Source organism: Micromonospora musae, from assembly GCF_003626635.1.
GTDB classification, from domain to species: domain Bacteria; phylum Actinomycetota; class Actinomycetes; order Mycobacteriales; family Micromonosporaceae; genus Micromonospora; species Micromonospora musae.
In genome coordinates, this window is sequence record NZ_RAZT01000012.1 from 157,690 (window position 1) to 170,282 (window position 12,593).

Consider the following 12,593-nt stretch of genomic DNA (forward strand, 5'->3'; position numbering starts at 1 on the left):
TCATGTTCGGTAAACCCAGCCGCACCGGTCGGGCCTTCCAGTACCTCGCCCTCGCCGGCTACCTGATCTTCCTCGGGTTCCCGCTCGTCTGGCTCCTCTCGACGGCGTTCAAGCCGCCGCGGGAGTTGGTGCAGCTGCACCCCACGCTGATCCCCAGCAACCCGACCCTGCAGAACTTCGTGCAGGCCTTCACCGAGCAGGAGCTGGGCCGGGCGGCCCTCAACAGCCTCCAGGTCTCACTCGCCTCGGCGGTGCTGACCGTGCTCGTCGCCATGCCGGCGTCGTACGCCCTCGCCCGGTTCCGCTCGAAGCTCGGCACCGTGGCGCTGGGTTGGGTGCTGCTCTCCCAGCTCTTCCCGTTCGTGCTGCTGATCATCCCGATCTTCCTCGTGCTGCGGCAGGTCGGACTGGCCAACACGCACGCCGGGCTGGTGCTGATCTATGTGGTCTGGGCGCTGCCGTTCGCGCTCTGGATGCTGCAGGGCTTCGTCCGCAACATCCCACGCGAGCTGGAGGAGGCCGCGTCCGTGGACGGCGCGACCCGGACGCAGGTCCTGCGCCGCGTGGTCTTCCCGCTGCTCGCCCCCGGTCTGGTGGCGACGGCGCTCTTCTCCTTCATCTCCGCCTGGAACGAGTTCTTCTTCGCCCTCGTGCTGATCAAGACGCCCGAGCTGGCGACCCTGCCGGTCGCACTGGCCCGGTTCGTCGGCATCGAGGGCACCGCACGCCTCGGCCCGCTCGCCGCCGGTTCACTGCTGGCGACGCTGCCCAGCCTGATCTTTTTCGCGTTCATGCAACGCCGGCTCTCGTCCGGCTCGCTCGCCGGAGCGGTCAAGGGCTGATCCCGTCCCCCACCACCACCCAAGGAGGTACACCCCCCATGCTTCGCACGAGATTCCGCCGACTCGCCGCGGCCACCGCGGTCGCGGTCGTCGGCCTCGGCATGATCGCCGCCTGCGGGAACGGCGGCGACGACGAGGTCACATCCGGTCCGGTCAAGCTGCGCTTCCTCAGCCTCGCCTGGCAGAAGGAGTCGCTGAAGGCCAACAAGGACCTGGTCGCCAAGTGGAACGCCGAACACCCGGACATCCAGGTCGAGTACGTCCAGGGTGACTGGAACTCGGTGCACGACCAGCTGCTGACCTCGTTCGAGGGCGGCGACGCGCCGGACATCGTGCACTACGAGGCGGCGTCGATCGGCGAGTTCAGCAAGCAGGGCTACCTGGCAGACCTCTCCGACCTGCTCTCCGACGACTTCAAGGGCCAGATCGACAAGGGCATCTGGGACACCGCGACCTTCGACGACAAGGTCACCGGCGTGCCGTTCCTGCTGGAGTCGCAGGTCGTGGTCGCCAACAAGAAGCTGCTCGACGCCGCCGGCGTGGCGGTACCCCCGGCCGACGGCGGCTGGACTTGGGACGAGTTCCAGGCCAACGCCCAGAAGCTCACCAAGCCCGGCCAGTTCGGTGCCGCCTGGGCGCTCAAGTCGCCGACCAACCGGGTGCTGAACCTCGCCTTGAACTTCGACGGCAAGTTCTTCTACACCGACGGCGGGCGTACCGAGGTCAAGGTCGGTGACCCGGAGAAGGAGGTGCCGAAGCGCATCCACGACATGCTCTACACGGCGAAGTCGGCCTCCCCGGAGGCGCTCGGCATGAGCGGCGCGGACACGCTGCCCGGCTTCTTCGGCGGCAAGTACGCGATGCTGCCCGGCTCGGTCTCGCTGCGCCAGCAGATGGTCGAGCAGGCGCCCGCCGGCTTCGAGTGGGTCACCCTCCCGCCGATCAAGGGCCTCTCCGCCATGCAGGCGGCCAACCCGCAGACGCTGTCGGTCTCCGAGGACTCCAAGCACAAGAAGCAGGCCGCCCAGTTCCTCGAGTACTTCCTGAACCCCACCAACATGGCCGCCCTGGCCAAGGGGGACTGGCTGGTGCCGACCGGTAAGCAGGCCAACCAGGAGCTCATCAAGCTCACCGGCGGCAAGCAGGGTTGGGACGTCGCCGCGAAGAGCGCCGCCGACCTGACCGTGGCCCCGTTCCAGATGGCCGACGGCTACCCGGAGTGGAAGACCAAGTACGCCACCCCGGCCCTCCAGCAGTACTTCGCCAACAAGATCACCCTGGACCAGCTCGCCACGCAGCTGGTCGACGGTGGCAAGCAGGTTCTGAGGTAAAGCACATGTCACTCTTGCTCGACACATCGGTCGGAACTCTGGTCGGCGCGGCGGTCGGCGACGCCCTCGGCGGCGCCACCGAAACCGCCCTGCCGGAACAGATCCGTGCCCGCTTCGGCGGCTGGGTCGAGGGCATCGTGCCCCCGTACCACGCCGACTGGGCCACCGCACGGCCACTCGCGCCGTACCACAAGGGCGACGGGCACATCACCGACGACACGTTGATGACCCACGCCCTGGTCCGCGCCTACGCGGCGAAGCGCGACCACCTCGACGCGTACGACGTGGTGGACCTGCTGGTGCCGGACCTGATCGAGCGGGTGGTCTACATCCCCGACCTGGAGCGGGACGGGGTGACCTTCCACCGCCTCGCGGCCGCCGAGCGGTGGCTGGTCACCCGCCTGCACCACGCGCACGTGGATCCGCGCGAGGCCGGGGTCGGCAACATCGTCAACTGCGGTGCGGCCATGTACATGGCCCCGGTCGGCATCGTCAACGCGGGCGATCCGGCCGGCGCGTACGCCGAGGCGGTGGAGATCGCCGGGGCGCACCAGCACAGCTACGGGCGCGAGGCGGCAGCGGTCTTCGCCGCCGCCGTCGCCGCGGCCGCCACCGCCGGCGCGACCGTCGAGGACGTGATCGCCGCGGCGCTCGACCTGGCCCGCGACGGGACCCGGGCGGCCATCGACGCGGTGGTCAAGGAGGCCCGGGCCCACCAGGACTGGAAGGCGGCGATCCCCGCGCTGCGGGCCGCCGTGGCCCCGTACGACACGGTGGGGGAGGAGTACCGCAGCCCCGGTCTGGGCGCGCGTCGCCCGAGCCGCCTGCACACCATCGAGGAGCTGCCGGTGGCGCTCGGCATGCTGGTCGTGGCCGGCGGGGAGTACCGCGCCGCGGTGCTCGGCGCGGTGAACTACGGCCGGGACGCCGACTCGACCGCCACCATGGCCGGCGCGATCGCCGGGGCGCTCGGCGGCCTCGCCGCCGTCCCGGCCGACTGGGCCGAGACGGTCGCCACCGCCTCCCGTACCGATCTCGTCGAGCCGGCGCGGGTGCTCGCGGCCGTGGCCGGTGAGGTCTTCGAGCGGGACCGGAGCCGGTTCGCCCGGCGGGTGCAGCGCTTCGCCGGACTGACGAGCGGCACGTCCGCCGTCGACGGGGCGCCGGCCCGATGAGGATCACCTGGGTACAGCCGGAGGACCTGCTGCCGCACGAGCTGGCGGCGAGTCGCGACGAGGGACGTGACGTCACGGCCCTCGCGCGGCGGTGGAGCGCGGCCGGCGGGGACCTGACCCCGCCGGTCACCGGCGCCTCGCCGACCCCGGCCGCACCGCAGCTGCGGGCCCTCGCTGTGGAGTTGCTCGACGCCGCCGACGCGCTACCGGCGGTCGGCGGCGGCGACGAGCCGGACGACCTGGCCGGGCTGCGGTCCGGCTGGCCGGCGGAGTGGTCCCTGCCCACCGGGGCGTCGTACGACCGGCTGCACGGCGGGTGGCTCGGCCGGGCGGCCGGTTGCCTGCTCGGCAAGCCGGTGGAGAAGATTCCCCGGCAGGGCATCCGGGAGATCCTCGTCGCGACCGGCCGCTGGCCGCTGCGCGACTGGTTCACCGCGCAGGGACTTCCCGCCGAGGTCGCCGCCCGCTGGCCGTGGAACCGGCGCAGCGCCCCGACCAGCCTCGCCGAGAACATCGACGGGATGCCCGAGGACGACGACCTGAACTACCCGCTGCTCGCGTTGCGGGTGCTGGAGACCCACGGGCGGGACTTCACCAGCGCCGACGTGGCGCAGGCCTGGCTGGACTGGCTGCCCGGCGGGCGGGTCTTCACCGCCGAGCGGGTCGCCTACCGCAACCTGCTGCTCGGCCTGGCCCCGCCGGAGAGCGCCCGGCGGCACAACCCGTTCCGCGAGTGGATCGGCGCCCAGATCCGCACCGACGTGTACGGCTGGGTCAACCCCGGCCGGCCGGACCGGGCCGCCGAGCTGGCCGTCCGCGACGCCGAGGTCAGTCATGTCCGGGGCGGGGTGCACGGGGCGATCTGGGCCGCCGCGCTCGCCGCCGCCGCGCCGGTCGCCACGGACGTGGAGCAGGTGCTCGACGCGGCCGAGGCGGTCCTGCCGCCGCGCAGCCGCTTCGCGGCCGCCGTTCGTGAGGCCCGGGCCCTCGGCGCGGACGCCGACGACTGGGAGAAGGTCGTCGACGAGCTCTACGCCCGGCACGGCCACCTGCACTGGGTGCACGTACGCAACAACGCCGCGCTGGTGGCCGCCGCCCTCGCGTACGGGCGGGGCGATCTGGAGACGTCGATCTGCGCGGTGGTCAGCGGGGGCTGGGACACCGACTCGAACGGCGCCACCGTCGGCGCGGTCACCGGCGCGCTCACCGGCGCGTCGGAGCTGCCGGCCCGCTGGGTCGCTCCGCTGCGCAACCGGCTGGCGAGCAGCATCGCCGGCTTCGACGGGATCGGCTTTGACGAGCTGGCCGAGCGCACCCGGGCGCTGGCCGGGGCCGGATCGTGAACGGTCCCGGCGCTCCGGTCGGTGCGGGAACGAGGATGGCAGGGAGGACGGCATGAGCGCACGCGTGGTGGTGGTGGGCAGCACCAACCTGGACCTGGTGGTGACGGCCCCGCAGCTGCCCCGCCCCGGCGAGACGGTGCTCGGCGAGGACTTCCGCACCGTCCCCGGCGGCAAGGGCGCCAACCAGGCGGTCGCCGCGGCCCGGGCCGGCGCGGCCTGCGACTTCGTGGGCGCGGTCGGCGACGACGAGTTCGGCGTGCAGCTGCGCGCGAGTCTCGTCGGCTCCGGGGTGGACGTGGGGCGGCTGCGTACCGTCCCCGGCGCCTCCGGTGTCGCGCTGATCGCGGTGGACCGCTCGGCGGAGAACTTCATCGTGGTCGCCCCCGGCGCCAACGGCGCGCTCACCGACCTGAGCGCCGAGGACCGGGCCACCATCGCCGCGGCCGACGTGCTCCTGCTCCAGTTGGAGGTGCCGATGCCCACCGTGGTCCGCGCCGCCGACTGGGCCCGGGCCGCCGGCACCACCGTGGTGCTCAACGCCGCCCCGGCCGCTGAACTCCCGGCCGAACTGCTCGACCTCGTCGACGTCCTGGTCGTCAACGAGCACGAGGCCGCCACCGTGGCCGGGCTGGTCTCCGACGAGCCGGCCGCGCTGCTCGACGCCCTGCTGGAGCGGGTGCCCCGGGTGGTGCTGACCCTCGGCGCGCGCGGCGCGGCCTACGCCGACCGGCGTGGCCTGCGGCTCGATGTCCCCGCGCCGCTCATCGACGCGGTGGACACCACCGCCGCGGGTGACGCGTTCACCGGCGCGCTCGCCGTCTCCTGGGCCGAGCGGGGCGGCGCCGTCAGCGAGGAGAGCGTCGCGGCGAGCCTGCGCTGGGCGTGCGCCGCCGGTGCGGCCTGCGCCCGGCGCCCCGGCGCGTCCACCGCACTGCCGGAACGCACCGCCATCGACGCCTTGTACGACGCGACCTACCGAGGTGCATCGTGAGTTTCAACCCGTACGTTCCGCGTCCGATCGACCGGCCCACCCCGGTACCGCTCGCCGACGACACCGACCTGACCACGCTGGACGAGGCGAAGATCTTCGCCGCCCCGGACGACCCGGCGCAGTGGCCCGCCTGGCGTGCGCAGCTGACCCGGTGGCGGGCCGACGCCCGGCAGCGGCTCGGCGACACCGGCACCCACTACGACGAGATCAGCGGCGACTGCTTCTCGATCTGCCTCGCCTGGCTCTGGGACGAGACGCTCTACGACCACGAGCGGGGCGTCTTCACCGTCGAGGAGTTCCTCGACACCGCTCAGCGGGACTTCGGCGGCTTCGACGGGGTGGTGCTCTGGCACGCGTACCCGGTGATCGGCCTGGACGACCGCAACCAGTTCGACTGGTACCGGGACGTGCCGGAGCTGCCGGAGGTGGTGCGGGCGTTCCAGGAGCGCGGGGTGCGGGTCTTCGTCGACTACAACCCGTGGGACACCGGCACGCGGCGTGAGCCGGGCAGCGACGCCGAGGAGGTCGCCGCGCTGGCCGGCAAGCTCGGCGTCGACGGCGTCTTCCTGGACACCCTCAAGGAGGGCGCCGGTGAGCTGCGGGCCGCGCTGGAAGCCGTCCGCCCCGGAATGGTCCTCGAGGGCGAGAGCCGGGTGCCGCTGGCCCGCATCGGCGACCACGCGATGTCCTGGGCGCAGTGGTTCGCCGACTCCGACGTGCCCGGTGTGCTGCGCGCCAAGTGGTTCGAGCGCCGGCACGTCCTGCACCACACCCGTCGCTGGCACCGTGACCACCTCGACGAGCTGCACTCCGCCTGGCTCAACGGCGTCGGTGTGCTGGTCTGGGAGAGCGTCTTCGGCGTCTGGGTCGGCTGGAACGAGCGCGACCGCGCGGTGCTGCGGGCGATGCGCCGGGTGCAGGCCAGCCACGCCGCGTGGCTGCGCGCCGAGGAGTGGGTTCCGCTCGCCGACCACCCCGGCTCCGGCCAGGTGTACGCGTCGCGGTGGACCCACGACGGCGAGCCGCTGTGGACAGTGGTGAATCGGGGCCTTGACCACGACGGCGCCTGGCTGGTGACCGACGCCCGGCCGGGCCGGCGCTTCGTCGACCTGGTCACCGGCGCCGAGCTGACCGTCACCGAGACCGGTGACGGCCGGGTGGCAGTCGGCGGCGCCCTGCCGGCCGGGGCGATCGCCGCGGTCGTCGCCACCGGCACGACCGTCGACCGGCACGAGCCGCCGGGCGGCGACCCGTCGTTCCCGGCCCGGGCCGCGGTCCGCGTCCGCGCCCCGTGGGCGCCCCGCACCGAGCCGCCGGCGGGCCTGGTGGCCGTCGAGGCGGGCCGGCGCGAGCTGGTGGTCCGGCACCGGGTGCGGGAGACCGGGCTGTACGGGGAGACGCCGTACGTCGACGAGTGGAAGCCGCTGCCCCCGCGCCTGCACCACACCGGCACACTGCACCGCACCGCGACGATGGGCCGGTTCGCCATCGCCGTCGACGAGGTAACCCACGGCCAGTACGCCGAGTTCCTGCGCGCCACCGGCTACCGGCCGGTGCGCCCCGAGCGGTTCACGGCCGGACAGGGCCGGGTGGACGCCCCGGTCACCGGCGTCGACCTGACCGACGCGCGGGCGTACGCGGAATGGGCCGGGTTGCGGCTGCCCACCGAGGACGAGTGGCAGGTGGCGGCCGAGGCGGGCCTGCTCGCCCGCCGGGAGCCGCTGGTGTGGAACCTGACCGAGAGCGAGCACACCGACGGGCGGACCCGTTTCGTGATCCTCAAGGGCGGCGCCGCGTACCAGGCCGAGGGCTCGGACTGGTACTTCGACGGTGGCCCGCAGCCGCCGGAGGTGTCGGTGAAGTTGCTGCTCACCGGCGCCGGTCTCACCCGCTCCGACCAGATCGGCTTCCGGGTGGCTGCGGATCTCGCGCCGGCGTCGGCACCGGGGGAGGTGACGCGGTGAGCGCGCCGCTTCACGGGGTGAAGGTCGTCGACCTGGCCACCCTCTTCGCCGGACCGCTCGCGGCGGCGTTCCTCGGTGACTTCGGGGCCGACGTGATCAAGGTGGAGCACCCGGCGAAGCCGGACCCGTCGCGTGGGCACGGCCCGGCCAAGGACGGCGTCGGGCTCTGGTGGAAGGTGCTCGGCCGCAACAAGCGGACCGTGACGTGCAACCTCTCCGACCCGGAGGGGGCGGCGTTGCTGCGGCGGCTGCTAGCCGACGCCGACGTGCTGGTGGAGAACTTCCGCCCGGGCACGCTGGAGCGCTGGGGCCTCGGCCCCGCCGAACTGCACGAGGTAAACCCCCGGCTGGTGATCGCCCGGATCAGTGGCTTCGGTCAGGTCGGCCCGTACGCCCGCCGGCCGGGCTTCGGCACCCTCGCCGAGGCGATGAGCGGCTTCGCCGCGGCGACCGGTGAGCCCGACGGCCCGCCGACGCTGCCTCCGTTCGGGCTGGCCGACTCGGTGACCGCGCTCGCCGCCGCGTACGCCGTGATGCTGGCCCTGCGCACCCGGGACGCCAGCGGCGTCGGGCAGGTCGTCGACCTCGCCATCATCGAGCCGATCATGGCGATGCTCGGCCCGCAGATCACCTGGTACGACCAGCTCGGCTATATCCAGCCGCGGTTGGGCAACCGCTCCAACAACAACGCCCCGCGTAACACGTACCGGTGCGCGGACGGGCGCTGGGTGGCGATCTCCACGAGCGCGCAGAGCATCGCCGAGCGGGTCGTGCGGCTCGTCGGCCGCCCGGAGCTGGTCGACGAGCGGTGGTTCGCCACCGGCAGCGGCCGGGCCGCGCACGCCGACGAGCTGGACGCCGCCGTGGGCGCGTGGGTGGCGCAGCGGGACCGGGACGAGGTGGTGGCCGCCTTCGAGGCGGCGCAGGCCGCGGTCGCCCCGGTCTACGACGTGCGGGACATCCTCGCCGACCCCCAGTACGCGGCGCTCGGCACCGTGCGCAGCGTGCCGGACGAGGAGCTGGGCCAGGTACGGATGCAGAACGTGCCGTTCCGGCTCTCCGAGACGCCGGGGGAGATCCGCCACGCTGGGCGCCGGCACGGGCAGGACACCGAGGCGGTCTTCGCCGAACTCGGGCTCAGCGCCGACGAACTCGCCGAGCTTCGGGCGCGCGGGGTGATCTGATGCTGCTCACCTGGCTCTACGTGCCCGGTGACCGGCCGGACCGGTTCGCCAAGGCGGTCGCCTCGGGGGCCGACGCGGTCATCCTCGACCTGGAGGACGCGGTGGTCGCCGGGCGCAAGGCGTACGCCCGGGAAGCGGTCGCGGAGTTCCTCGCCGAGGAGCAACCGGTGCCGGTGCAGGTGCGGGTCAACGAGCTGACGGGGCCGGATGTCGACGCCGACCTGACCGCGGTGGCCGGCCGACCCGGGCTTGCCGGGCTCCGGCTGCCGAAGGTCGAGTCGGCCGCCACGGTCGTCTCCGTCGCCGGCCGGGTGGACGTGCCGCTGCACCCGCTCGTCGAGTCCGCGCTGGGGTTGGAGGCCGCGTACGCCGTCGCCTCGGCCCACCCGGCGGTCGCCTCGCTCGGTCTCGGTGAGGCCGATCTCCGCTCGGATCTCGGGGTCGGTGACGACGCAGGGCTCGCCTGGGCCCGCGGCCGGGTGGTGGTCGCGGCCCGCGCGGCCGGCCTCGGGCCGCCGGCCATGTCGGTCTTCGCCGACGTCGTCGACGCCGACGGGCTCGCGGCGTCGTGCGCGGTGGGCCGGCGGCTCGGTTTCCTCGGCCGGTCCGCGATCCACCCACGGCAGTTGCCGGTGATCGTCGAGGCGTTCCGGCCCGCCGAGCGCGAGGTGGCCCGGGCGGTCGAGCTGCTGGCCGCGGTCGCCGAGGCGCAGCGGCGGGATTCGGGGACCGTGGTGCTTCCGGACGGTCGCTTCGCCGACCGGGCGATGGTGGCCGCCGCGCAGCGCGTCGTCGACCTGTCGGCTCGCTACGCGAGCTGAAAGGCCCCCGCCGAACGTCTCGACGGCGCGACGTTCGGCGGGTCTGTCCGCGTCGCGCGGGCCCGGTGAGCAGCCGGGTCCCGCGCGACGCGGGGTGGGCGGTCAGCCGGTGACCGGCACCGGCGCGGTTGCCCGCCGGCGGATCAGGGTGATCGCGGCGCCGAGCACCGCCACCGCGCCGCCGATCAGCAGGACCGCGTCGGCGCCGTGCGCCGAGAAGCCGGCGGTCTGGCCGGCCGGCAGCAGGCTGGAGGCGATCGTGACGGCGCCGGCCACCCCGAGGGCGGAACCGACGTAGCGGGCCGTGTTGTTGGCGCCGGAGCCCATCGCGACCCGGTCCGCCGGGACGCTGGCGACGGCGAGCCGGGCGAGCGCCGCGTTGAGCAGTCCGCTGCCCGCGCCGGCGAGGATCAGGCCCGGGATCGTGCGGGCCCAGGAGTGAGCGTCGGCGTAGCCGAGCATGGCCAGGTAGCCGACGGCCGTCAGGAGGAATCCGAGGGCGAGCTGCCGGGTGGGCGTGGTGCGGGTGCCGAGGTGACGCATCTGGTTGCTGACCACGAACGAGGATCCGGCCCAGACGAAGGCGAGCCCGGCCGCGCCGAGCGCGCTCACGCCGATCAACTGCTGCACCAGGGTGGGCAGGACGGTGCTCGGGCCGAGCGCGGCGAGCCCGGTGAAGAACGCGCCGAGGGTGGCGACCCGGAAGTCCGGCCGGCGGAACAGGGCCAGGTCGAGCATCGGCGCGCGGCCGCGGGCCTGGACCACCACGAAGGCGGCGAGCAGCAGCACCCCGAGCACCAGCGGGACGAGCACCCCGGGCCGGAGCCAGCCGCTGCGTCCGGCGGTGACGGCGACGAGCAGCAGGGCCAGGCCGGCGCCGAGCGTCAACACCCCGGGGACGTCGATGTGGGCGACGCGGCCGGCGCGGGACTCGGTGAGCAGCCGTCCGCCGAGCGCCGCCAGCAGCACCGCGAGCGCCGCGAGGATCAGGTAGAACCAGCGCCAGCTGGCGAGCGAGGTCAGGCCGGCCGAGGCCAGGGGGCCGAGGGCGATGCCGGCGCCGAGCATCGACGCCCAGCGGGCCGTGGCGTGCGACCGCCCCTGGGCGGTGTGGAAGGCGTGCCCGAGCAGGCCCAGCCCGGCGGCGAGGATCGCGGCGCTCGCCACGCCCTGCACCACCCGGGCGGTGATGAAGGTGGCGGCGTTGGGCGCGACCGCGCTGCCGACCGTGCCGACGGCGAGCAGCACGAGGCCGGCCCGGAAGATGCGCCGCCGCCCGAAGTCGTCACCGAGGCTGCCGGCGACCAGCAGGGTGGCCGCGAGCCCCAGGGTGATCGCGTTGATCAGCCAGGTCTGGGTGGTGAGGCCGGCGCCGAGGCCCCGCGCCGTCTGCGGCAGGACCGCCACCGGCGCGGTGTAGTTCATGAGGACGAGCAGGGTCGCGGCGCAGACCGCGAAGAGCGTGCGGGAGTCGGAGCGGGACGCGTCCGGCGGCGCGGCGGCGGACGGCGCGGTGACGCCGGCGGTTGTCGACATGCGGGGAGGCCTCTCAGTTCGGTGAGCGAACCGACAGTAACAGGGTTGGTTCGTTGAATGAACTGACTAGGGGTAGGATCACAGCATGGCACTGGGGAAGAACTACGAGGGGCAGAACTGCTCACTGGCCCGGGCGCTGGAGCTGGTCGGCGAGCGGTGGACGCTGCTCATCGTCCGCGACGCCTTCTACGGCGTACGCCGCTACGGCGACTTCCTCGCCCACCTGGACATCCCCCGGGCCGTGCTCGCGGACCGGCTCGCCACCCTGGTCGAGGCGAACGTCCTCCAGCGCCACCGCTACCAGGACTCCCCACCCCGGGACGAGTACCTGCTCACCGACCGGGGCGTCGAACTCTGGTCCGTGATCTACCCGTTGTGGAGCTGGAGCGAGCGGCACTTCGGCGAGGAGGAGCCGCTGCGCACCTTCCGGCACGTCGCCTGCGGCACCGAACTCGACCCGGCGGGCCGCTGCCCCGCCTGCGGCGGTGAGGTGTCACCCGGTGACGTCGAGGCGCACAGCGGGCCCCGCCTACCGGCCCGGCCGCGCCGGGACCCGGTCAGCGTCGCGCTGCGCCAGCGCCCGCACCGGCTCCTCCAACCGCTCTTCTGAGCCGGCCCGACACGGGCCGTCCGAGCTGCCCGGGCGGCGGCGACCATCCTCCGCGTCCGAGAAGCTGACGTTCCCGGCTTCGGCGGCCCTGATCGCGGCTCCGGCTCGGAGCCCCAGGCCGAGGACCGGACGGGATCTTCGGTCGCCCGGACCGAGGAGGTCGGCCTCGCTACCGCGCCCGCGTGGGCGGGTCGAGCCGGTCGAGCCGGGCCAGTTCGGCGGAGCCGTCCCGGACGACGGTGGCGGCGAGAGCGGTGGTCGCCGGGTGGGCGCCGGAGCCCTGCTCGGCGCGGGCGATCCGTACGGCCTGCGACAGGTGTGCCCGCAGGTGTCGGGCGACCAGCCGGTCGAAGGCCGGGCCCCGGGCCGCTCGCAGCGCCGTCAGCTCCGCCTCGGTGATCATGCCGGGCATGTCGTGGCCCTCGTGCGGGTTGGTGGCGGGCGCGCCCGACTCGGCCAGCAGCCCACGCGAGCGGATCAGGTCGGCCTGCTGGCTCTCCTCGACCCGGCCGGCCAGCGCACGCCAGGCCGGATCGGTGGTCCGGGCGGGCACCAGCTCGAGCACCGGCAGGAGTCGCTCACTCATCGCCACGGTGAGCTGGAGCCAGGCGACGTCGGTGGGGCTGAACGCACCGGTGGTCGCAGCCGCGGCGGGGGTCTCGCCGGCCAGGTCGGGGCGGGTCGGTGGCGGCGGTCCGGCGGCCGCGCACCCCGCGCCGAGCAGCGCGAGGCAGAGCAGGACGGACGGTACGGCGAGGCTCGGGCGCATCGCACCTCCTTTCCGCCGTGGGGAGCG

General features: G+C 74.2%; 11 protein-coding genes. 9 read left to right on the forward strand and 2 right to left on the reverse strand.

What is annotated here, in order from left to right; all coding sequences use genetic code 11:
- The first annotated feature begins 2 nt into the window (after window positions 1–2).
- Genes D7044_RS23620 through D7044_RS23655 form a run of 8 tightly spaced genes read left to right on the forward strand, consistent with a single transcriptional unit; the run spans window position 3 to window position 9,651 of the window.
- Window positions 3–842: a carbohydrate ABC transporter permease gene (locus D7044_RS23620; RefSeq protein ID WP_120681877.1), complete on the forward strand. Its 840-nt coding sequence runs from the start codon at window positions 3–5 to the stop codon at window positions 840–842.
- Between the two features lie 38 nt (window positions 843–880).
- The gene (locus D7044_RS23625) at window positions 881–2,173 is read left to right on the forward strand and encodes an ABC transporter substrate-binding protein (protein WP_120690231.1); all 1,293 of its coding nucleotides are present in this window, start codon (window positions 881–883) and stop codon (window positions 2,171–2,173) included.
- Window positions 2,174–2,178: 5 nt separating this feature from the next.
- Window positions 2,179–3,348: an ADP-ribosylglycohydrolase family protein gene (locus D7044_RS23630; protein ID WP_120690232.1), complete on the forward strand. Its 1,170-nt coding sequence runs from the start codon at window positions 2,179–2,181 to the stop codon at window positions 3,346–3,348.
- Window positions 3,345–4,691 (forward strand): ADP-ribosylglycohydrolase family protein, encoded by a 1,347-nt coding sequence (locus D7044_RS23635; protein WP_120681883.1) that lies wholly within the window; start codon window positions 3,345–3,347, stop codon window positions 4,689–4,691. The genes D7044_RS23630 and D7044_RS23635 overlap by 4 nt, the downstream gene beginning before the upstream one ends.
- Before the next feature lie 52 nt (window positions 4,692–4,743).
- Entirely contained in the window at window positions 4,744–5,682 is a 939-nt protein-coding gene (locus tag D7044_RS23640) for a ribokinase (protein WP_120690233.1), read from the forward strand.
- The gene (locus D7044_RS33090; protein ID WP_120690234.1) at window positions 5,679–7,646 is read left to right on the forward strand and encodes an SUMF1/EgtB/PvdO family nonheme iron enzyme; all 1,968 of its coding nucleotides are present in this window, start codon (window positions 5,679–5,681) and stop codon (window positions 7,644–7,646) included. The genes D7044_RS23640 and D7044_RS33090 overlap by 4 nt, the downstream gene beginning before the upstream one ends.
- Entirely contained in the window at window positions 7,643–8,830 is a 1,188-nt protein-coding gene (locus tag D7044_RS23650; RefSeq protein ID WP_199716740.1) for a CaiB/BaiF CoA transferase family protein, read from the forward strand. Before D7044_RS33090 ends, D7044_RS23650 begins: the two co-directional genes overlap by 4 nt.
- On the forward strand, window positions 8,830–9,651 hold the full coding sequence (locus D7044_RS23655) for an HpcH/HpaI aldolase/citrate lyase family protein (protein ID WP_120681891.1): 822 nt from the start codon (window positions 8,830–8,832) through the stop codon (window positions 9,649–9,651). The genes D7044_RS23650 and D7044_RS23655 overlap by 1 nt, the downstream gene beginning before the upstream one ends.
- Window positions 9,652–9,753: 102 nt before the next feature.
- Here D7044_RS23655 and D7044_RS23660 read toward each other — a convergent pair whose 3' ends face one another.
- The gene (locus tag D7044_RS23660) at window positions 9,754–11,187 is read right to left on the reverse strand and encodes an MFS transporter (protein WP_120690236.1); all 1,434 of its coding nucleotides are present in this window, start codon (window positions 11,185–11,187) and stop codon (window positions 9,754–9,756) included.
- An 85-nt stretch (window positions 11,188–11,272) separates the two neighbouring features.
- On the opposite strand from D7044_RS23660, the gene D7044_RS23665 reads away from it, so the two are divergent.
- The gene (locus D7044_RS23665) at window positions 11,273–11,797 is read left to right on the forward strand and encodes a winged helix-turn-helix transcriptional regulator (protein ID WP_120690237.1); all 525 of its coding nucleotides are present in this window, start codon (window positions 11,273–11,275) and stop codon (window positions 11,795–11,797) included.
- Window positions 11,798–11,966: 169 nt separating this feature from the next.
- Here D7044_RS23665 and D7044_RS23670 read toward each other — a convergent pair whose 3' ends face one another.
- A complete protein-coding gene (locus tag D7044_RS23670; protein ID WP_120681897.1) occupies window positions 11,967–12,566 on the reverse strand; it encodes a DUF305 domain-containing protein in 600 nt (199 codons plus the stop codon).
- Between the last annotated feature and the right edge of the window lie 27 nt (window positions 12,567–12,593).

What these genes read in the sequence shown, in the direction of transcription:
- D7044_RS23620 (WP_120681877.1), top strand. Translation starts at nt 3, where the DNA reads ATGTTCGGTAAACCCAGCCGCACCGGTCGGGCCTTCCAGTACCTCGCC.
- D7044_RS23625 (WP_120690231.1), top strand. Translation starts at nt 881, where the DNA reads ATGCTTCGCACGAGATTCCGCCGACTCGCCGCGGCCACCGCGGTCGCG.
- D7044_RS23630 (WP_120690232.1), top strand. Translation starts at nt 2,179, where the DNA reads ATGTCACTCTTGCTCGACACATCGGTCGGAACTCTGGTCGGCGCGGCG.
- D7044_RS23635 (WP_120681883.1), top strand. Translation starts at nt 3,345, where the DNA reads ATGAGGATCACCTGGGTACAGCCGGAGGACCTGCTGCCGCACGAGCTG.
- D7044_RS23640 (WP_120690233.1), top strand. Translation starts at nt 4,744, where the DNA reads ATGAGCGCACGCGTGGTGGTGGTGGGCAGCACCAACCTGGACCTGGTG.
- D7044_RS23655 (WP_120681891.1), top strand. Translation starts at nt 8,830, where the DNA reads ATGCTGCTCACCTGGCTCTACGTGCCCGGTGACCGGCCGGACCGGTTC.
- D7044_RS23660 (WP_120690236.1), bottom strand. Translation starts at nt 11,187, where the DNA reads ATGTCGACAACCGCCGGCGTCACCGCGCCGTCCGCCGCCGCGCCGCCG.
- D7044_RS23665 (WP_120690237.1), top strand. Translation starts at nt 11,273, where the DNA reads ATGGCACTGGGGAAGAACTACGAGGGGCAGAACTGCTCACTGGCCCGG.
- D7044_RS23670 (WP_120681897.1), bottom strand. Translation starts at nt 12,566, where the DNA reads ATGCGCCCGAGCCTCGCCGTACCGTCCGTCCTGCTCTGCCTCGCGCTG.